A 19,470-nucleotide genomic window follows, 5' to 3' on the forward strand; every position below is an offset into this window, starting at 1 on the left:
TTAGAAACGCCCATGATCCGCATTGGAACACTTCACGTTTTTCTCGACAGACGTGAAATTCGCGCGAACGGAAAACTGTTGCGCATCGGCAGCCGTGCCTTCGAAATTCTCGAAATCCTGATTCAGGCAAATGGCGCGCTGGTCTCGAAAGACGAGATCATGCGGCGTGTGTGGCCACACACGATCGTGGAGGAAAACAACCTGCAGGTGCATATCGCGTCGTTGCGCAAGGCGCTCGCCTGCGACCGGAATCTGATCGTCACGGTGCCGGGGCGCGGCTATCGGCTCGTCGGCGGACAAGCCCAGGCACAAGCCCGAGGCGAAAGCGGCGCCCCCGTGCGTCCCGCGCCGTCGCGGCTCGCGCCCGCGCCGACGGCGCTCGTCGGGCGGGAGCAGATGGTCGCCGAAGTCCTCGCGGCGCTCGATGTGTCGCGCGTCGTGACGCTGGTCGGTGCCGGCGGCACCGGCAAGACGCGCATCGCGATCGAAGCCGCGATCCGGGCCGAGGCACGCTTTGCGGATGGCGCGGCGTTCGTGTCGCTGGCGACGGTTGCGTGCCCGCAATTCGTCCCCGATGCGCTGGCGGACGCGTTGGACATCGCGCTGCCGGCCCGGTCGGCGACGCTCGAAGCGGTGCTGGCGAGCGTCGCGCGTCGCCGGATGCTGCTCGTGCTCGACAATTGCGAGCATCTGCTCGATGCGGCGGCGCGCATCGCGGCCGTGTTGACCGAGTCCGATACCGGGCTGCGTGTGCTGGCGACGAGCCGCGAGGCGCTTCGCATCCACGGGGAGCGGCAGTGTCCGGTTGCCCCGCTCGATGTCCCCGACGAGCGCGTCGGCGCAGCCGAGATGCTGGGCACGAGCGCCGTGCAATTGTTCGCGGCACGCGCGCGCGCCGCCGACCCGCGCTTTCCGCTCGACGAACGCAGCGTGTCCCTGATGGCGTCGGTTTGCCGGCGTCTCGACGGCCTGCCGCTCGCCATCGAGCTGGCCGCTGCCCGTGCGGCCGTGCTCGGTATCGACGTGCTGGCCGCGCATCTCGACGACCATTTCAGGCTGCTGACCAGCGGCTTTCGCACCGCGTTGCCGCGCCACCGGACACTGCAGGCCATGTACGACTGGAGCTACCGCTTGCTGGGCGACGCGGAGCGTGTGCTGCTGCGATGGCTCGGCGTGTTCCGCGACGGTTTTTCGATCGAGGCGGTGCGGGATGTCGTCGGAACGAGGGGCGGGGGCGATGCGGATCTGCTCGACACGATCGCCGGCCTCGCGTCGAAGTCGCTCGTGAGCGTCGAGAATGCGCACGGCGCGCCGCGCTACCGGCTGCTGACGACGACGCGCGCCTACGCCCTGCAGCAACTCGCGGACAACGGCGAATGCGCGGCGGCCGCACTTGCGCATGCACACTACTTCCATCGGTTGTTCACGCGGGCGCCGGGCGGCGGCGGTTTGCCGGCCGACGCGCGGCTCGATCTGGTTCGTCGCGAACTCGGCAATCTGCGCGCGGCGCTCGACTGGGCATTCTCGCCGGACGGCGACGCCCGGACGGGCATCGCGATGGCGGCCGTGGCGGTGCCGTGCCTGTTCGAGCTGTCGCTTGTCGGCGAGTGTCGGGAACGCGCGCGCGCGGCGCTCGATGCGATGCGGGATCGGGACGCGGCGTCGCTCCGTGCCGATGCGCGCGTTCGCCTGCTGGCCGCGTACGCCGCCGCGCCCGAACGTACCTCCGGATCGACGTGGGGCGTGCACGATGCGTGGCCGGAAGCGAACGCGCTTGCATGCGAGGCCGGTGAAGCCGATGAAGCAGACGGGGCCGGGCCGCTGCCGCGCGAACCGTAACGGCGCGCGTGGCCGGCGCAATCACGCTATGTCAGACCGATGCGCGGCCTGGACGCGCGGCGCGAGAAGGCGATGCGGTGCGTTCGCGATGGGTGCCGGCGGCCACGGCGGGATCACGCCAGCGCGAGGAACCGGTCGACGAGATCGGGGCGATCGAGCTGCTCGACCCACCAGAGCAACGCACGGCCGGCTTCGTCGCCGCGCCACGCCAGGTAGCAATGCGTGGTGTCGCGCATGCCGGTCACCTGGCGGGCGACCAGCTTGCCCTGCGCGATCGCGCGGGCCGCGATGCAATCCGGCAGCGTGCCCACGGCGAGCCCTTCGCACTGCGCGGCCAGTTTTGCCGCGAGGGTGGGTACCGCGAGCGTCGGCTGCCCGGCATCGACAGCGACCGAGCGCGGCTGCAGTTCGCGAGACGTATCGCTGATGACGGCGCCGCGATACGCGACGACCGACGCCATCGACAGCGGTTCGGGCATCGCCGCGAGCGGATGGGTGGGGGCGATTGCGAACACGTGCCTGAGCGTGCCGATCGGTCGCGCAACGATGCCGGGCAGTTCCGGCGGCTCGCCCGCCGCACCGACGACGAGATCCGCGCGGCGCGAAACCAGTGCGTCCCAGGTGCCACCGAGGACTTCGGTGGACAGCCGCAGCCGCGTGTCCATTTCCAGCCCGTCGAACGCATGCACGTAAGGCCAGAGTGCGTCGAACGGCAGGATCTCGTCGATGCAGATGCGCACCTCGGTTTCCCAGCCTTGCTGCGCGCGCTGCGCCTTGAGTTCGAGCTGTTCCGCCGCATGCAGAAGCCGCCGGCCTTCTTCGACGACGACGCGACCCGCATGCGTGAGCTTCGCCCGGCGCCCGCTGCGGTCGAACAGGGTGACGCCGAGGTCGCCTTCGAGCTTTTGCACGAGGTAAGTCAGGGCCGACGGTACGCGATGCAGCAGTTCCGCGGCTTCGGCGAACGTGCCGGTGCGGTCGATCGCGTCCAGCGCTTCGAGCGCTTCGAATGACAGCTTCATGTTGACGTCTTCCCCGCCTAAAGGCTGAAGATTCTCACACTTGAAGATGCACGTCCGCAACGGAGCATGACCTGCCATCGATGGCGGGTCTCTCGCAGCACATTCCGATGCATTCCACAGGCGAGGCGTCGCGCTGCCATGTCAACGCCGTGAACCGCTTTGTCCAGTCAATGACGGTTCGTCACGTCGGCGTCGATTCGTGGCGCTTCGTCGCGGCACCGGACGGCTGCGCGCCGGGCAGCGAGCCGAACATGTGCTGGCTGCACTTCGCCTCGCTCCATGCGGTCTTCAGGTGGATGCCCGCGAGCATCCGGCGAGCGACCGGCAGGATCTGTTCGCCGGCAAGGATGCCCAGCAGGCCGGCCAGCGCAATGGTGGGCGGAGCGGGCGATTGCACGCCGATCAGCGTGTAGACGACGCCGGCGAGAATGCCGGCAAGTATCGAGGCAATGTACGGTTTCATAAGATAAATTGAAGTGAATGACAACCGTGTGAAGGATGCGGACAAATCACGGCCGAGGAACGGACGAAGTTGGAAAAGAGCCTATCAGGCCACGCCGGGCGCGGCGCGAGAATTCAATTGATTTAAGTTTTTTTAAGGATCTGTTTTGCGGGCGTTTTAAAACAGAACGATTAATTGGCATTGCTGCAGGTTTCCGTATTGAATGATGGACGTTGGCAGGAAGACCTCCCAGCACGGCGCATCGGGCGCCCTCACTCCCGCCTTGCCGGCGAGGCAGGCTTTATTTTTCTCCACGTCAAAGGACATCACCGCCATGAGCAATCCGAAGCTTGAAGTTCTTACCCCGCAGAACAGCCAGCTGATCTTCATCGACCAGCAGCCGCAGATGGCGTTCGGCGTGCAGTCGATCGATCGCCAGACGCTGAAGAACAACGTCGTTGGCCTCGCGAAGGCCGCGAAGGTATTCAACATCCCGACCACGATCACGACGGTCGAAAGCGAAGGCTTTTCGGGTCATACCTATCCCGAGCTGCTCGACGTGTTCCCGAACCAGAAGACGCTCGAACGCACGTCGATGAACTCGTGGGACGACCAGAAGGTGCGCGACGCGCTTGCCGCGAACGGCCGCAAGAAGGTGGTCGTATCCGGTCTGTGGACGGAAGTCTGCAACACCACGTTTGCACTGTGCGCGATGCTCGAAGGCGACTACGAGATCTACATGGTGGCCGACGCATCGGGCGGCACCACGCAGGCCGCGCACGATTTCGCGATGCAGCGGATGGTGCAGGCGGGTGTCGTGCCCGTCACGTGGCAGCAGGTTCTGCTCGAATGGCAGCGCGACTGGGCGCGCCGCGAGAGCTATGACGCGGTGATGGCGATCGCGAAGGAGCATTCGGGCGCGTACGGGATGGGCGTCGACTATGCGTACACGATGGTTCACAAGGCCGCCGAGCGTACGCAGACGCCGCACGAGTCGCTCCCGCCCGTGCCGGCGAAGTGACGCAGGCAGTCACGACTATCGATGCCGCTGCGGCGCGTGCCATGCGCGCGCCGCAGCGGCGATACGTCAATGCGGGCGGCGTGACGCGGTCGACCCGCGGACGCCGCCCGCGCAGCGCTTGCGGGGCGGTCGCCTGCATGCCAACTTGTTCGGGAGATTGATCGTATGGAACCTTATCTGGTTTCCCTTGGTGCGGGCCTGCTGATAGGCGTGATCTACAGTGCAATCAAGGTTCGCTCTCCCGCACCGCCGCTGATTGCCCTGGTCGGGTTGCTCGGCATGTTGATCGGCGTGCAGGCGGTCCCCGCCTTCAAGCAGCTCATCGGCTTTTGATCGAAGTGAAGTGAGGTGATGCACATGACCGCAACCGAAACCCAACCGGATCTGATTCTCCGCAACGGCAGGTTCACGACCCTCGACCGCGCGAACCCGACAGCGACAGCCGTGGCGATCGCCGCGGGCCGCTTCGTCGCGGTCGGCAGCGAAGCGGAGGTGATGCCGCTCGCGGGCCGCGCGACCAAGGTCGTCGACCTCGGCGGCCGCGCGGTGCTGCCGGGCCTGACCGACAACCACTGCCACGTGATCCGCGGTGGCCTGAACTACAACATGGAGCTGCGCTGGGACGGCGTGCGCTCGCTCGCCGTCGCGATGGAGATGCTCAAGCAGCAGGTCGCGATCACGCCGGCGCCGCAGTGGGTGCGCGTGGTCGGCGGCTTCACCGAACACCAGTTCGCCGAGAAGCGCCTGCCGACGATCGACGAACTCAACGCGGTCGCGCCCGATACGCCGGTGTTCATCCTGCACCTGTACGACCGCGCGCTGCTGAACGCGGCCGCGCTGCGCGTGGTCGGCTACACGAAGGACACGCCCGAGCCGCCAGGCGGCACGATCCTGCGCGATGCCGCGGGCAACCCGACGGGCTTGCTGCTCGCGAACCCGAACGCGACGATCCTCTACGCGACGCTCGCGAAGGGCCCGAAACTGCCGTTCGAGTATCAGTACAACTCGACGCGCCACTTCATGCGCGAACTGAACCGGCTCGGCGTGACGGGCGTGATCGACGCGGGCGGCGGCTCGCAGAATTACCCCGACGATTACGAAGTGATCCGCAAGCTGCACGACGCGGGCGAGATGACGATCCGCATCGCATACAACCTGTTCACGCAGAAGCCGAACGCGGAGAAGGAAGACTTCGTGAACTGGACGAAGAGCGTCAAGTATCACGACGGCACCGACTATTTCCGCCACAACGGCGCGGGCGAGATGCTGGTGTTTTCGGCGGCCGATTTCGAGGACTTCCGCGTCGCGCGCCCGGACCTGCCCGCGCAGATGGAAGACGATCTCGAAGGCGTCGTGCGCGTGCTCGCGCAGAACCGCTGGCCGTGGCGCATGCACGCGACCTACGACGAAACCATCAGCCGCGCGCTCGACGTGTTCGAGAAGGTCAACGAGGATATTCCGCTGGAAGGGCTGAACTGGTTCTTCGATCACGCGGAAACGATCTCCGAGCAATCGATGGACCGGATCGCGGCGCTCGGCGGCGGCATTGCGGTGCAGCACCGGATGGCGTACCAGGGCGAGTACTTCGTCGAGCGTTACGGTGCGCAGGCGGCCGAAGCGACGCCGCCCGTCGCGAAGATGCTCGCCAAGGGGCTCAAGGTGTCGGCCGGCACCGACGCGACACGCGTGGCGTCGTACAACCCGTGGGTGTCGCTCGCGTGGCTCGTGGCGGGCAAGACGGTTGGCGGAATGCGCCTGTATCCGCAGCGCAACCTGCTCGATCGCGAAACCGCGCTGCGGATGTGGACCGAGTACGTGACGTGGTTCTCGAACGAAGAGGGCAGGAAAGGGCGCATCGCGGTCGGGCAGCTGGCCGACCTGATGGTCCCGGATCGCGATTTCTTCACGTGCGCGGAGGACGATATCGCCGATACGACGGCGTTGCTGACGGTGGTGGGCGGCCGGATCGTGTGGGGCGCCGGGCCGTTCGCGTCGCACGACGCGCCGATTCCGCCCGCGATGCCGGACTGGTCGCCGGTGCGCGCGTACGGCGGCTATGGCGGCTGGGGGGCGACGCAGCGCGACGGCGCGCCGCTGCAACGGGCGGCGGCTGCGGCGATGTGCGGCTGCGCGAGTGCGTGCGGGATGCACGGCCATGCGCATGCCAGCGCATGGAGCCGCACGTTGCCGACGTCGGACGCGAAGGGCTTCTGGGGCGCGTTCGGTTGTTCGTGCTGGGCGGTCTGACATGACGATCGCAACTGGCCGGCGCAGCCCCGGGTGGATCCGCGCGCTTCTTTCTCCGGCATGGGTCGGATCGCTGGTGCGACTCGCGCTCGTTTCCGCTTTCCTCATAGGCGGCGTCAACAAGGCGATGCACTTCGGCGATGCGGTCGCGGAGCAGGCGCATTTCGGCCTGCAACCGGCCGCGCTGTGGGCTGCGCTGGCGGTTGTGGTCGAGATCGGCGGCTCGCTGTGCGTGCTGTTTCGCCGCTTCACGTGGCTCGGCGCCGGCAGCCTCGGCATGCTGACGCTCGTCGCGATGGTGGTGGCGAACGACTTCTGGAACCAGACGGGCGTTGCCCGTTTCATGGCGCTCAACGGCTTTTTCGAACACCTGGGCTTGATTGCGGCGCTCGTCCTTGTCACCATCGTCGGCGATACTCAACGCGGGGAGGGCGACGGCAGTACCTGAGCGCCGGATCGGGCGTCGAAACCAACGGAATGCAGCCTGACGGAAGGCCGTGCGGCAGCGCGTGTCGAGACGATGGCGGGCGGTTTCGTTGCGACGTCCGCGGCAGCAAGTCGCGGCCCCTGGCAGCCGGCGCGACCGTGGTCGCGCCGCCGTCGACTTGCCGCGAACGCGATGCGGCACGCGTGCAGTTCCCGGGCGCCGCATCGCCCAACCTCTACACACACGTGACGAATTGAAATCTGAAGACACCATTCTTTCCGCGGTCGCCGGATTCGTCGATACGCTGAGCTTCGTCTCGCTGTTCGGCTTGTTCACCGCCCACGTGACCGGCAACTTCGTGCTGATCGGCGCGGGCGTTGCCGGATTCGGGCAGGGCATCCTGCTGAAGCTGAGCGTGTTTCCCGCATTCGTGTGCGGCGTGGTCGCGGCGAGCCTGATCGCGCGGTCGCTGTCCGCGCGGCCGGCATGGCAGGGCACGCGTGCGCTGCATACGGTGCAGGCCGTGCTGCTGCTCGGCTTCTGTGCGGCCGGCGTGTGGGCGACGCCCATCACGCAGTCCGACAGCCTGCCGGTGCTGGTGGCCGGCATCGTCGGCACGTTCGCGATGGGCGTGCAGAACGCGCATCCGCGCGTCATCGCACGTGCCGGCGTGCCGAACACGGTGATGACGGGCAACGTCACGCAGGCGATTCTCGATGCCGTCGACCTGTTGTCCGCCGGTACGGCCGACAGCGCGCGCGTGGCCGCGCGCGCGCGGTTCGGCAAGATGCTGCCGGCGATCGTCGCGTTCGCGCTCGGCGCAATGGCCGGCGCGATCGGCTTCCGCTACGTCGGATTCTGGGCGCTGCTCGCGCCGGCCGGCGCGCTCGCGGTGCTGGCATTGACGTCGGGCGCGCAGGACACGGCGCCTGCCGCACGGAGCTGAGATGGCGGACACCGCGAGCGCCATGCACGCGGTGTCCCGATCTCAATGCTGGACGCCCAGGCTTTCGCGTTTCCCGTCCTTGAACGTATAGAGCGTCAGCGTGGCGTTTTGCAGATCGCCCTTCGCGTCAAAGCGTGTTTCACCGATGACGCCCTTGTAGTCGGTCTTCTTCAGATACGGAAGGTACTTCGCCGGGTCGGACGAGCCGGCTCGCTTCATCGCGTCGACGAGAATCATGATCGCGTCATACGCATACGGCGCGTAGATCACCACGTCCTGACCATATTTCTGCTTGAAGCGCTTCCTGAAGTTCTCCATCCCCGGCGCGTATTCAGGCGTGATGCCGCCGGCTTCTGCGCAAATGACCTGTCTGCCGTTGAGCGCCGCACCCGCGAGATCGGGTAGTTCGCCGGTACAGATGCCATCGCCGCCCATGAACTTCGAGGCCATCCCGAGCTGCTGCATCTGCTTGATCATCGGGCCGCCCTGGGCATCCATTCCGCCGTAGAAGACAACATCGGGATTTTCGCCTTTCATGGCGGTCAGCACGCCACGAAAGTCGGTTGCCTTGTCGGTGGTGTATTGGCGAGATACAAGTTTCGCACCGGCGGACGTTGCCGACTTCAGGAATTCGTCGGCGATACCTTGTCCATACGCGGTTCGATCGTCGATGACCGCCACGGATCGGGCATTCCATTTCTGCACCGCATATTTGCCGAGCACCGAGCCGAGTTGGCCGTCGTTGGCGACGAGACGAAAGGCGGTGTCGAAGCCTTGCTGCGTGTACTTCGGGTTGGTGGATGATTGCGATATCTCCGGGATGCGGGCGTCGTAGTAGATCTTCGAGGCCGGGATCGTCGCCCCCGAGTTGAAATGACCGACGACGCCCTTGACCCCCGCGTCGACCAGGCGCTGGGCGACCTGGGTTGCCTGTCTTGGATCGCCCGCGTCGTCCTCGACCTGCAATTCGATCCGGACCTTCCTGCCGCCAATAACTGGCGGATTCGCATTCAGGTCGTCGGCGGCCATCCGTGCGCCGCGCTCGACGTCCTTGCCCAGATTCGCGTTCTGGCCCGTCAATGGTCCGGCAAAACCCAGTTTTACAACATCTTCCTGCGCATTGGCGGCGCCCGAAGCGAGCGCGATGGAGGCACTGCCGATCGCGATGACCGATTTCAAGCGTTTCATTTCCGTTCTCCAGTCACGATATGTGTCGTCAAGCTGCCTTGTGTTTCGGTATCCAAATCGAATGGGGTGCATGCCGCGAATGCCGGACCGAATCGGGCGGCGCATCGCGCCGACCCTGGGCCATGTATCGCCTCGCGATCGTCAACGCAAATAGTGCAGGGCAGAAAATTGCCGGCGATACTCGCTGACGGCGGGCGCCACGTCCTCGGGCGCCTTGCGGCCCAGCAGGACGTCGGCGATGAACGCCGCGAGTTGCGGCATGTCGCGAGCGGTCATGCCCCAGCGAACGAGCTCCGGCGTCCCCATCCGCAGGCCGTTGACATCGCCCTGGATCTCGGGGAGCGGCAGCCCGATGCCGCACGCGAGAATGTTGGCCCGCCTGAGTCGCCTGGCCATCGCCTGGCCGCCATCGAATCGATGCGCTTCGATCGCGAACTGGTGCGACGTCGTGATGCCGCGGTTCCGTGCGAACACCGGCAAGTCCAGTTCGACCAGCGCGTCGGCCAGTGCCCTGGCCGTGTCGACCATCTCTGCCGCGTAAGGCCGGCCGCATGCCTGCCAATCGAGCATCGTCATCGCGATCGACGCCGACTTGGCCGCATCGAAGTTGGCCGTCATGCCCGGATAGGCAATGGCGTCGAGCTTCTCCGCCAGCGCAGCGTCGTTGGTCACGATCAACCCGCCGGCCGCGCCGGCCAGGCTCTTGTACGTGCTCATCGTCATCAGATGCGCGCCTTCGGCAAGCGGCTGTTGCCAGGCATGGCCGGCGATCACGCCGCACAGGTGCGCGGCATCATAGAGCACCACTGCATCGACCTCGTCCGCGATGGCGCGCACCTCCTTGATCGGGTGCGGGAACAGGTTGAGGCTCTGGCCGAGGGTGATGACGCGGGGGCGCAGGCGCAGCGCGTCCTCGCGCAGTGCGTTCAGATCGACCGTGTAGCGATCGGCGTCGAATGCCATCAGGTAGGGCTTGACGCCATACATCCCGGCGGCGCCGTTGGCGTGGTGGCTGAAGTGGCCGCCAACCGTCGCGGACGGCACGAACACGGTGTCGCCCGGCCTGGCCACGGTCATGTATGCGTAAAGGTTCGCCAGTGCACCGGAGGCGACTCGAATCTCCGCATAGCGCGCGCCGAAGACCTGCGCCACCAGCTCGGCACACAGGACCTCGATTTTCTCGACGCCCTCCAGTCCCATTTCGTACTTGTCGCCAGGGTAGCCGAGGGACGGCCGCGAACCGACGCCGGCAGCCAGCAGCGCTTCGGCCTTCGGGTTGATGGCATTGGTGGCCGGGTTGAGGTTGAAGCAGTCGCGCTCGTGTATCACGCGATTTTCTTCGACGAAGGCGAGCAGATCGCGCTCGTTCTGATCCGGGGCCTGGCTGGCAAAGCGTCTGACCAGCGACTGGATGTAGTTTTCGGGATCCCTGGGGACCCATGGGCGGGCTTCCAACATGACGATTTCCTTATCACTGGGGGCCGCGCGAGCGCGGGAGAGCGGTCCTCGGGGTTGATCCGGTGTCTTTCGGAAATCATCGTAGGCGGCGAATATGCTCACGTATATTTATCATTTTTGACGTAATACATTAGCCATTCTGGTGAATGGTCTGGTTTTTCCCCTGGGATGAATGCCATGGAAATCGGACGTCTTCGGGCGCTGCTGGAGCTGGCGCGGTGCGGCACGATGGCCGCCGCCGCGGAAGCGCTGTTCCTGACGCCATCGGCTGTCTCGCAGCAAATCACGCAGCTCGAGGAGGAGGCCGGCGTCAAGCTCACGGAACGCATCGGCAGGGGCGTGCGGCTCACTCCGGCAGGCCACGCGCTGGTGGGATACGCGGAGCGGGTCATGGTCGTCCTGGACGAGGCTCGCTCGGAGCTGGCGGTGCTGCGACGAGAGATCGCCGGCGAGTTGCGCGTTGCCGCCTTTCCGTCGATCGCATCGGCGGTGCTGCCCGACACGGTCAAGGCCTTGCAGCGGGTCTTTCCACGCCTCGAGATCATCCTTGAAGAGATGGAGCCGATCGACGGGCTCGCGGCGCTGCGGTCCTGGCGCGCGGATATCGCGCTGATCGACGATCTCTCCATTGTCGGGGGCGACAAGCAGGAGAACGTCGGTGTCGTGCAGTTGACCGAGGATGTGCTGTACGTGGCGCTCGCGGTCGATCATGCGTTGAGCAGACGGCCGTCGCTGAGCGTAGCCGACCTGAGGCATGAAGCCTGGGCAATCGATTCGACGTCGAGCGTATTCGGCGACTTCATCGCCGGCTTGTGCCGTCGTGCCGGGTACGAGCCGCTGATCAACGCCAAGTGCCGCGGCTTCGAGATGGTCGGCGCGATGGTGGCTGCCGGATGCTCGGTGTCGATCGTGCCCGGTCTCAGGCGAGCGCGGCCGCTGGCCGGCGTCGCATGGGTCAAGCTGAAACCGGAAGTGCGCCGCAAGATCTACGTCGCCTATCGTCGCGGCGAGCGCAATCATCCTGCGATCAACGTATTCGTCGAGGAGATCGTCCGGACGGCATCGAGCCTGCTCGGCTAGTACCGGGCCCGGGCGCAAACCGCATTGGGTGTTCGCATCGGTTCGGCCATGAGGAAACGGAATCCTGCCCGCCCCGCATGCCGACACCGCCCGGTCCGGTCCCGATGTTTTCGGCGCGCAACTTTCCGCTATAAATGAAGGGTGATCATGGCCCGGGGCCGCGCGACCGAGTCGCCGCGAGGCGGCCGGACCGGGGGCGGCCGATGCGGCGTCGCGCGGAGGAGGGAGGCGATGCGTGCCGGGAGTCGGAGGGTCCATTCCTTACATGCCGGCCGCGTACAATGCGCACGGCTGTCGAAAGCGTATCGCAAGCGGAATCCGGCGCCTGCACCACCATGCAGGCGGCGCCTGAACGAAACAGGCTCCGACCCCGCCCTCGATGCTGCCCCATCCGTATACACTGCACGACCACGAACAGGGTCGTCCCATTGCGGACCTGCCTGCATCGGATCATGCGAAGCGCCACCGTTCGGCGCACGACGTACGACGTCCCGCGGCAGACGTTCCGTCACACCATCAGGAGATAATCAATGGCACGGCAAGAGCCCGCGCATCAGGAGGGGCAGTCCTCGTCCACCGCGTTGAAGAGCGATTTGCGGTTTCCGGTTGTGGGCATCGGTGCATCCGCCGGTGGTACGACGGCCCTGCAGACTTTCTTCGAGAGTGCGCCGACCGGCATGGACATGGCGTTCGTCGTCGTCATGCATCTTGCGCCGGAACAGGTCAGCCACTTGGACAGCGTCCTGCAGCGCACGACGGGCATGCCGGTGCATCAGGTGACGGCCACGATGCCGGTCGAAAAAAACCATATCTACTGTAGTGTTCGACTCTCTGTAGAACTTAAATGCCAGCCATCGCTCCAATGAGCTATGTTGGTTTGCATCGGAGCGAGTAATTGCGAGTGGCCCCGGACGTAGTACTGAGTGAGGAGCAGGAAGCCGAGCTGACCAAGCTGGTGCGTTCCAAGCTGACGAGCGTGCGTGTGTCGCAGCGCGCCCAGATCGTGCTGCTGGCCGCACAGGGCAAGCAGAACAAGGACATCGCCAAGCAGTTGGGCATTGGGCGCGTGCAGGTCGCGCGCTGGCGGGAGCGCTATCTTGAGTCTGGTCTGGCAGGCATCGAACGCGACTTGCCCCGCGGGGCGCCGGCGGTCAAGGTGGACGTGCAAAAGCTGGTGGAGTTGACCACGCAGACGCAACCGAAAGCGGCGACGCACTGGAGTACGCGCAAGATGGCTGCCGAATTGGGCGTGAGCGCCAGCACGGTCATGCGGCACTGGCAGGCCCACGGCTTGAAGCCTCACGTCGTGCGCGGCTTTAAGGTCTCGCGTGACCCGAAGTTTGTCGAGAAGCTTGAGGACATCGTGGGCTTGTACATGTCCCCACCCGAGCATGCGCTGGTGCTGTGCTGCGACGAGAAGAGCCAGGTGCAGGCGCTGGACCGCACGCAGCCGGGCCTGCCATTGAAGAAGGGTCGCGCACAGACGATGACGCACGATTACAAGCGTCATGGCACGACCACACTGTTCGCTGCCCTGAGCGTGCTCGACGGCCAAGTCATCGGTCAGTGCCAGCAGCGGCACACTCACGCCGAATGGCTGAAGTTCCTGCGCAAGATCGATCGTGAGACGCCCAAGGACAAGACGCTGCACCTGATTGCCGACAACTACGCGACGCACAAGCACCCGGCCGTCCAGCAGTGGCTGGCCAAGCATCCGCGTTTCAACATGCACTTCACGCCGACGTCGGCCTCCTGGCTGAACATGGTCGAGCGCTTCTTCCGCGATCTGAGCACTGAGCGACTGCGCCGCGGCGTGTTCACCAGCGTGCCCGAACTCGTGACGGCCATCGATGAATACGTCGCTCACCACAACACCGATCCCAAGCCGTTCATCTGGACCAAGAGCGCGCGCGACATCCTGCAGAAGGTCATCCGCGCTAACAGCCGCTTAAGTTCCAAACAAAATGAAACACTACACTACGTGATCGCGCCGGGCACGCAACTCGAGATGTCCGATGGCTGCCTGCGCTGTAGCGACCGCGACCGGTCCGAAGGCGCGGCACTCACGATCGACCACTTTTTCCGGACGCTGGCGGACGCGCATGACGCGCGGGCGATCGCCATCGTGTTGTCCGGCACCGGTTCGGACGGCGCTGCCGGCTTGAGCCGCGTCAAGGAGGCGGGCGGCATCACGCTCGCCCAGACGCCGGACGATGCCGAGTATGCGGAGATGCCGCAGCATGCGATTGCGACGACGCACGTCGATATCGTGCTGCCGGCGGTGGAAATGCCGCAACGGTTGCTCGACCTCTGGGCGAATGCGCGACGGATCGAGCGTCAGAGCCTCGAGCTTGCGCAAACGGACCTGAACATCGATCGGCCGGGCGCCAACGATCCGGAACGCGCACTGTCCGACATCCTGATGCACCTGCGGGTACGGACGGGCCACGATTTCAGGCTGTACAAGCGGGCGACCGTGCTTCGGCGCATCGAGCGGCGGATGCAGGTGAACGGCCAGCGCGACCTCCTCTCATACCGCGATTTTCTGCGTACCGCGCCGGACGAGGCGAACGCGCTGCTGGCGGACATGCTGATCGGCGTGACGCAGTTTTTCCGCGACCGCGAGGCCTTCGATTTCCTCGAGCGTGAGGTGATCGCGTCCCTGTTCGCGCCGGAATCCGGCGAGGAGCAGGTGCGTGTCTGGGTGGCCGGATGCGCGACCGGGGAAGAGGCATACTCGATCTCGCTGTTGCTGGCGCGGGCACGCGAGGCGGCGATGTCGAGCCAGGCGATCCAGGTGTTCGCGACCGATATCGACGAAGCGGCGATCGTCCGCGCACGCACGGGCTCCTATCCGCTCTCGATAGCGGCCGACATGCCCGCTCCGCTGCTGCAGCGGTACTTCACCCGCGATGGTGCGCACTACGTGATCGCGAAGGCGGTGCGCGAGCGCATTCTGTTCGCGGCGCATAGCCTGCTGCGTGATCCGCCGTTCTCGCATCTCGACCTGATCTCGTGCCGCAACGTGCTGATTTACCTGGAGCGCGCGGTGCAGCGCCAGATCCTGGAGCTGTTTCATTTCGCCTTGCGCCCGAACGGCTACCTGTTCCTCGGCACGGCCGAATCGGCCGACGCGGCCGACGATCTGTTTACCGTCGTGGACAAGAAACGCAGGATCTACCAGGCGCGCGTCGTCACGCATCGTGCGAAACCGGCCGCGGGTTTCCCGCCGCTGTTCCAGATCGAATCCGGTTCCCCGGACGAGCGGACCGCGCCTCAACCTCCGTTGCGGGTGCCGGCCAGTCCTGCCCAGCGCAATTTCTCCTATTCGGAGCTCCACCAGCGCGCGCTGGAAACGTATTCGCCGCCGAGCGTCATCATCGACAAGGATTCGAACGTGGTGCATCTGTCGGATAACGCCGGCCGGTTCCTGCGGCATGTCGGCGGGGAGCTGTCCAGCAACATCATGACGCTGGTGCTGCCGGACCTGCGGCTCGATTTGCGCACGGCGATTTTCCGTGCGCTGCAAACGGGGACGAGCGTCGAGGCGCGCCGGGTCAAGTGGACGCACGATGCGAGCGTCTCGTGGATCAACATGACCGTCAGGCCGTTTCACGACAAGGTCGCCAGTTCGGAGTTCCTGCTCATCGTATTCGACGAAGTTGCAGGCAGCATGACCGAAGAGGATCAGGCGGAGGCGAGCGGACAGGACCCGGTGCTCGCGCAGCTCGAACAGGAACTGCAGCACAGCCGCGAGCAACTGGCGACGATCATCGAGCAGTACGAGACCTCGGTCGAAGAGCTGAAGGCGTCGAACGAGGAACTGCAGGCGATCAACGAGGAATTGCGCTCCACGAGCGAGGAGCTGGAAAGCAGCAAGGAAGAACTGCAATCGGTCAACGAGGAACTGACCACGGCCAATGCCGAGATGCAGGCGAGAATCGAAGACACGGCCAAGGCGAACGACGACCTCCACAACATCATCGCGTCGAGCGAAATCGCGACCGTATTCGTCGACAAGGAAATCAGGGTCAAGCGGTTCACGCCGAACGCCACGGCGATCTTCAACCTGATCGATACGGATCTGGGCCGGTCGCTGTTTCACATTACCCACGCGTTGCGGTATCCGACGCTCGCGGACGATGTCCGGGAGTCGTTCAAGTCGCTCCGGCTGATCGAGCGCGAGATCGAGAGCGAGGCCGGCCGGTGGTACCTGATGCGCTTGCTGCCCTATCGCACCGCGGACGATCACATCGATGGCGCCGTGATCACGCTCATCGACATCACGGACCGGCACCACGCGGAAGAGGCGGCCCGGGCAGGCGAGCAGCGCCTGCGGCTGGTCGCGCAATCGACCAAGGACTACGCGATCATCATCCAGGACAGCCAGGGATCGATCGTGAGCTGGAACGCCGGCGCCGAACGCATCTTCGGCTATACGGAAGAAGAGATGATCGGCCAGGACGTGGAACTGCTTTACGAGCCGAACGATCGACAGGCGCTCGTGCCGGCGCGCGAGCGCGACGTCGCGACCCGCGAGGGACGCGCGGACGACGAGCGCTGGCACCGGACCAAGGACGGGCGCCGCATCTTCTGCAGCGGCGTCGTCACACCGATTTCCGATACGTCGTTCAACGGGTTCGCGAAGATCGTCCGCGATCTGACGCTGCGCAAGCAGAGCGAGGATGCGAACCGGGAAGCGCTTGCGCGCGAGCAGGCCGCGCGCGAGCAGGCGTTGAGCTCGAACCAGTTGAAGGACGAGTTCATTGCCGTGCTGTCCCACGAGTTGCGCCATCCGCTCAACCTGATCGGCGTCAAGTCGGAAATGCTGCCGCGCCTGCCGGAAACGCGCGACATCCCCGCCGTGCGCGAAGCGGCCGATTCGATTCGGCAGGCGGTGCGCGCGCAGGCGCAGATCATCGACGATCTGCTCGATCTGTCGCGCATGCAGACCGGAAAGCTGGCGCTCAGCCTGTCGCGAGTCGACCTGACCGCCGTATTGCGAGGCATTGCGGACACGTGCGAGGTCGATGTGCACGCGCGTGGGCTGGACCTCAAGACGGAGTTGCCGGTGCAACCGGCCATCGCGCTTGCCGACCCGGTGCGATGCGAGCAGATTTTCTGGAACCTGATGTCCAATGCGCTCAAGTTCACTCCGGCGCATGGGCAGATCGTGCTGCGTCTGGCCCACGAAGGGAGGATGCTGCGGGTCGATGTCGTGGATAACGGCCAGGGGATCGATCGCGACACGCTCCCGCACGTCTTCGACATGTTCCGGCAGGCGCCTCGCGACCGAACCCGCGGCGGGCTCGGCATCGGGCTCGCGCTCGTGCGACAGCTCGTTGAAATGCACGGCGGCCGGATTTCCGCGGCGTCCGATGGTCCGGGGACGGGGACCACGATGACGGTATGGCTGCCGGCCGCGACGGACGAGCGCGCGGTGGCGGCCGGCAGTGATGTCGAGGAGACGCGTATCGCCGGCCTGCGCGTGCTGCTCGTCGAGGACGACCAGGAGACGGCGATGTCGCTGAGAACGCTGCTGGAACTGGGGGGCGCGGTGGTCAGTGCCGCGGAAGCCGGTACCGCGGCGCTCGAGATGCTGGAGAAAGCGCCGGTCGATGCCATCGTGTCCGACATCGGACTGCCCGACATGGACGGTTATGAACTGCTTCGCCGGATCAAGGCCGATTCCCGATGGTCTAACGTACGGGCAGTTGCGTTGACCGGCCGTAATCGCCAGGACGATGTCCAGGCGGCGGTGGCGGCTGGATTCGACGCGCATCTTGCCAAGCCGCTGGATTTCGCGATGCTGCTCGCGGCTCTGACCGGCGCTCGATGACCGCGTGAAGCCACGCGCGCGAAGACGGTTTGCGGCGGGCGGTCGAGCCGCTTCAAACCGCCTGAGCCGCGCCCGTCGGCGCATCGATGCACGCGTACGACGATAACCCGGGACCAGGCATCAAATTTGCGCACTGAAGCGCAAAGGAGGTGTTATGGACCATCGAGATATCGTCGTCATCGCCTCGTCCAGAGGTGGCCTCCAGGTACTCCGGACGTTGGTGGCGGGCTTCGCCCGGGATCTCCGGGTGCCGATTTGCATCGTTCAGCACATTGGCCGGCATCGGACGATGTTGCCGGAGCTATTGTCGCGATGGGGCACCCTGGATGCGAGTGAGGCAACTCACGGGGAATCTGCGCAAGCGGGGAGGATTTATGTCGCGCCCCCGGACCGGCACATGGTTTTGCGCGGCGGATATATCCGGCTGCTCGATACCGCCGCTGAAAACTTCGCCCGCCCGGCTGCCGATCCGCTGTTCCGGTCAGCCGCACGCGAATATGGCCCCGGGGCGGTCGGCGTGGTACTCAGCGGTGACCTCGACGACGGGGCCGCCGGGCTCGCGGCCATTCGGGCGCGCAACGGTTACGGTATCGTTCAGGATCCCGACGAATGCGAGGCGCCTTCGATGCCTCGCAGCGCGCTAGCCGCCGCAGGTGCCGATGCGGTCGCGAGGGCCATAGAGCTGCCGCGGGCCATTTATGCAGCGGTCCACGGCGCACATGTAAAGGAGAAGCGAAAGATGGCAGATTTGCGCGATCTGGATCGAGAGTCCCGGATTGCGGAGCAGGGACTGGTTACACCGCAGCTTCTCGACGCCATCGGGGAGCGCTCCGCGCTGACGTGTCCCAGTTGTAATGGCGTGCTATGGCGTATACGCGACGATCGTCCGTTGCGATATCGGTGCCATACGGGGCACGCGTTCTCCGTGCTCTCACTGGACGACGCCCAGGCGCAGAAAGCGGAAGACGCGATATGGGCGGCGATACGGGCAGTTCACGAGCGCATGATTTTTGCGCGCGAGCGCCAGGATTGGGCCCGGCACGTGGGCAATACCGAAGACGTTGCAATCGAGCAGGCTCGCATCGATGAAAACCAGCAACTCGCGGACGTGCTGCGCAATGCGGTAGGTGCCGCCGCGCTCGGGAAAGAAAGGGCGTGACGGGCGGCGCCGGGTAACGGCGCGCAGCGTGTCGCCGCGCGCCGGCCTTGGGCGTTGCGCTCAGGCCTCGCGATACGTCCCTTTGGCTTTCGCCGTATGCGTCGCCAGCGCATCCATCAGCGGCGGGCTCAGGCAATCGTAAGGCTCCAGCCCCTTGCTGCGCAGCGTGTCGCGCACGTCCGCCATCAACGACGGCGGCGTGCCGCTCTCGATGATCGACGACACGAACGCGGCGAAACCGGGGCCGTCCCAGCCGGCATCCGGCGACAGTTCGGTATGGATGAAGTCCAGACCGTAAAACGCATGGTCGGCATTTTCGATGCGACCGAACAGATGCGCGCCGCATGCGGAGCACGCATGGCGCTGGATCAACGCCTTGTCGTCCACGACGTGCAGTTTCTCGCCATGTGCGGTCACGGCGACCTTGTCGCGCGGCACGACGCCCACGACGGAAAACAGCGCGCCGGCCGGCTTCCAGCACTTCGTGCAGCCGCACGCGTGATTGAAGGCGACCTGCGCATCGACCCGAACCTCGACCGGATCCTGTGTGCACAGGCAGCGCAGCGTACCGCCCGCGAACTGGGCGGCGCCCTTTTGAATGCCGCGATCGACGGCGGGATGAATGGCGACGGACATGTTCATGCTCCTTTTTCGGTGCTTCAGTAGTGAACGACGGTACGGATCGACTTCCCTTTGCGTATCGGATCGGATGCTGCGTTGATTTCGGAGTGCGATTTCGCGGGTGTCGCGAACGGCGCAAGCCGGATCTTGCCGTTTATTGCGTCCTCGACCATGTCTGGCA

General features: G+C 65.4%; 15 protein-coding genes and 3 pseudogenes. 12 read left to right on the forward strand and 6 right to left on the reverse strand.

What is annotated here, in order from left to right:
• The first annotated feature begins 12 nt into the window (after positions 1 to 12).
• A complete protein-coding gene (locus AC1Z3W_RS15100; RefSeq protein WP_483507891.1) occupies positions 13 to 1,839 on the forward strand; it encodes an ATP-binding protein in 1,827 nt (608 codons plus the stop codon).
• Positions 1,840 to 1,952: 113 nt separating this feature from the next.
• Here the strand turns inward: AC1Z3W_RS15100 and AC1Z3W_RS15105 are convergent, their stop codons facing one another.
• The 3 genes from AC1Z3W_RS15105 to AC1Z3W_RS15115 all read right to left on the reverse strand — a co-directional run bounded on the left by AC1Z3W_RS15105 (position 1,953) and on the right by AC1Z3W_RS15115 (position 3,639).
• On the reverse strand, positions 1,953 to 2,861 hold the full coding sequence (locus AC1Z3W_RS15105) for a LysR family transcriptional regulator (protein WP_124835373.1): 909 nt from the start codon (positions 2,859 to 2,861) through the stop codon (positions 1,953 to 1,955).
• Between the two features lie 181 nt (positions 2,862 to 3,042).
• Positions 3,043 to 3,324, reverse strand: coding sequence for a XapX domain-containing protein (locus AC1Z3W_RS15110; RefSeq protein ID WP_057924228.1), 282 nt, complete (start codon positions 3,322 to 3,324; stop codon positions 3,043 to 3,045).
• A gap of 156 nt (positions 3,325 to 3,480) precedes the next feature.
• A complete protein-coding gene (locus AC1Z3W_RS15115; RefSeq protein WP_160327427.1) occupies positions 3,481 to 3,639 on the reverse strand; it encodes a hypothetical protein in 159 nt (52 codons plus the stop codon).
• Between AC1Z3W_RS15115 and AC1Z3W_RS15120 the strand changes: the two genes are divergently transcribed.
• The 5 genes from AC1Z3W_RS15120 (at position 3,638) to AC1Z3W_RS15140 (ending at position 7,944) form a co-directional block, all read left to right on the forward strand.
• Positions 3,638 to 4,324, forward strand: a complete 687-nt coding sequence (locus AC1Z3W_RS15120) for a hydrolase (protein ID WP_175827177.1) — start codon at positions 3,638 to 3,640, stop codon at positions 4,322 to 4,324. The genes AC1Z3W_RS15115 and AC1Z3W_RS15120 overlap by 2 nt on opposite strands.
• Positions 4,325 to 4,489: 165 nt before the next feature.
• Positions 4,490 to 4,657, forward strand: coding sequence for a DUF1427 family protein (locus AC1Z3W_RS15125; RefSeq protein ID WP_057924229.1), 168 nt, complete (start codon positions 4,490 to 4,492; stop codon positions 4,655 to 4,657).
• A gap of 24 nt (positions 4,658 to 4,681) precedes the next feature.
• The gene (locus AC1Z3W_RS15130) at positions 4,682 to 6,571 is read left to right on the forward strand and encodes an amidohydrolase (protein ID WP_483507892.1); all 1,890 of its coding nucleotides are present in this window, start codon (positions 4,682 to 4,684) and stop codon (positions 6,569 to 6,571) included.
• A 1-nt stretch (position 6,572) separates the two neighbouring features.
• On the forward strand, positions 6,573 to 7,019 hold the full coding sequence (locus AC1Z3W_RS15135) for a DoxX family protein (protein WP_483507893.1): 447 nt from the start codon (positions 6,573 to 6,575) through the stop codon (positions 7,017 to 7,019).
• A gap of 232 nt (positions 7,020 to 7,251) precedes the next feature.
• Complete coding sequence (locus AC1Z3W_RS15140) at positions 7,252 to 7,944, forward strand: YoaK family protein (RefSeq protein WP_057927629.1); 693 nt, start codon at positions 7,252 to 7,254, stop codon at positions 7,942 to 7,944.
• Positions 7,945 to 7,986: 42 nt separating this feature from the next.
• Here AC1Z3W_RS15140 and AC1Z3W_RS15145 read toward each other — a convergent pair whose 3' ends face one another.
• Positions 7,987 to 9,132, reverse strand: coding sequence for a branched-chain amino acid ABC transporter substrate-binding protein (locus AC1Z3W_RS15145; RefSeq protein ID WP_175826589.1), 1,146 nt, complete (start codon positions 9,130 to 9,132; stop codon positions 7,987 to 7,989).
• 141 nt (positions 9,133 to 9,273) lie between these two features.
• Positions 9,274 to 10,590, reverse strand: a complete 1,317-nt coding sequence (locus tag AC1Z3W_RS15150; protein WP_483507894.1) for an aminotransferase class I/II-fold pyridoxal phosphate-dependent enzyme — start codon at positions 10,588 to 10,590, stop codon at positions 9,274 to 9,276.
• 177 nt (positions 10,591 to 10,767) lie between these two features.
• On the opposite strand from AC1Z3W_RS15150, the gene AC1Z3W_RS15155 reads away from it, so the two are divergent.
• The 6 genes and pseudogenes from AC1Z3W_RS15155 (at position 10,768) to AC1Z3W_RS15180 (ending at position 18,668) form a co-directional block, all read left to right on the forward strand.
• On the forward strand, positions 10,768 to 11,670 hold the full coding sequence (locus AC1Z3W_RS15155; protein WP_057927632.1) for a LysR family transcriptional regulator: 903 nt from the start codon (positions 10,768 to 10,770) through the stop codon (positions 11,668 to 11,670).
• A 530-nt stretch (positions 11,671 to 12,200) separates the two neighbouring features.
• Positions 12,201 to 12,536, forward strand: a complete 336-nt coding sequence (locus AC1Z3W_RS15160; RefSeq protein ID WP_483507895.1) for a chemotaxis protein CheB — start codon at positions 12,201 to 12,203, stop codon at positions 12,534 to 12,536.
• Between the two features lie 29 nt (positions 12,537 to 12,565).
• A pseudogene (locus AC1Z3W_RS15165) lies at positions 12,566 to 13,630 on the forward strand (IS630 family transposase); the annotation flags it as partial.
• 21 nt (positions 13,631 to 13,651) lie between these two features.
• Positions 13,652 to 16,348 (forward strand): annotated as a pseudogene (locus AC1Z3W_RS15170) (CheR family methyltransferase); the annotation flags it as partial.
• Between the two features lie 87 nt (positions 16,349 to 16,435).
• A pseudogene (locus AC1Z3W_RS15175) lies at positions 16,436 to 17,509 on the forward strand (hybrid sensor histidine kinase/response regulator); the annotation flags it as partial.
• A 154-nt stretch (positions 17,510 to 17,663) separates the two neighbouring features.
• Positions 17,664 to 18,668 (forward strand): chemotaxis protein CheB, encoded by a 1,005-nt coding sequence (locus AC1Z3W_RS15180; RefSeq protein ID WP_483507896.1) that lies wholly within the window; start codon positions 17,664 to 17,666, stop codon positions 18,666 to 18,668.
• A 60-nt stretch (positions 18,669 to 18,728) separates the two neighbouring features.
• On the opposite strand, the gene gfa is transcribed toward AC1Z3W_RS15180, so the two are convergent.
• Positions 18,729 to 19,304, reverse strand: coding sequence for an S-(hydroxymethyl)glutathione synthase (gene gfa / locus AC1Z3W_RS15185; RefSeq protein WP_483508311.1), 576 nt, complete (start codon positions 19,302 to 19,304; stop codon positions 18,729 to 18,731).
• Positions 19,305 to 19,470 lie beyond the last annotated feature (166 nt).

The sequence above is a fragment of the Burkholderia sp. 10_S31 genome (genome assembly GCF_056930375.1).

Excerpts from the sequence above, each read along its gene's own strand:
- AC1Z3W_RS15100 (WP_483507891.1), top strand. The coding sequence starts at position 13 with ATGATCCGCATTGGAACACTTCACGTTTTTCTCGACAGACGTGAAATT.
- AC1Z3W_RS15105 (WP_124835373.1), bottom strand. The coding sequence starts at position 2,861 with ATGAAGCTGTCATTCGAAGCGCTCGAAGCGCTGGACGCGATCGACCGC.
- AC1Z3W_RS15110 (WP_057924228.1), bottom strand. The coding sequence starts at position 3,324 with ATGAAACCGTACATTGCCTCGATACTTGCCGGCATTCTCGCCGGCGTC.
- AC1Z3W_RS15120 (WP_175827177.1), top strand. The coding sequence starts at position 3,638 with ATGAGCAATCCGAAGCTTGAAGTTCTTACCCCGCAGAACAGCCAGCTG.
- AC1Z3W_RS15115 (WP_160327427.1), bottom strand. The coding sequence starts at position 3,639 with ATGGCGGTGATGTCCTTTGACGTGGAGAAAAATAAAGCCTGCCTCGCC.
- AC1Z3W_RS15125 (WP_057924229.1), top strand. The coding sequence starts at position 4,490 with ATGGAACCTTATCTGGTTTCCCTTGGTGCGGGCCTGCTGATAGGCGTG.
- AC1Z3W_RS15130 (WP_483507892.1), top strand. The coding sequence starts at position 4,682 with ATGACCGCAACCGAAACCCAACCGGATCTGATTCTCCGCAACGGCAGG.
- AC1Z3W_RS15135 (WP_483507893.1), top strand. The coding sequence starts at position 6,573 with ATGACGATCGCAACTGGCCGGCGCAGCCCCGGGTGGATCCGCGCGCTT.
- AC1Z3W_RS15145 (WP_175826589.1), bottom strand. The coding sequence starts at position 9,132 with ATGAAACGCTTGAAATCGGTCATCGCGATCGGCAGTGCCTCCATCGCG.
- AC1Z3W_RS15150 (WP_483507894.1), bottom strand. The coding sequence starts at position 10,590 with ATGTTGGAAGCCCGCCCATGGGTCCCCAGGGATCCCGAAAACTACATC.
- AC1Z3W_RS15155 (WP_057927632.1), top strand. The coding sequence starts at position 10,768 with ATGGAAATCGGACGTCTTCGGGCGCTGCTGGAGCTGGCGCGGTGCGGC.
- AC1Z3W_RS15160 (WP_483507895.1), top strand. The coding sequence starts at position 12,201 with ATGGCACGGCAAGAGCCCGCGCATCAGGAGGGGCAGTCCTCGTCCACC.
- AC1Z3W_RS15180 (WP_483507896.1), top strand. The coding sequence starts at position 17,664 with ATGGACCATCGAGATATCGTCGTCATCGCCTCGTCCAGAGGTGGCCTC.
- gfa (WP_483508311.1), bottom strand. The coding sequence starts at position 19,304 with ATGTCCGTCGCCATTCATCCCGCCGTCGATCGCGGCATTCAAAAGGGC.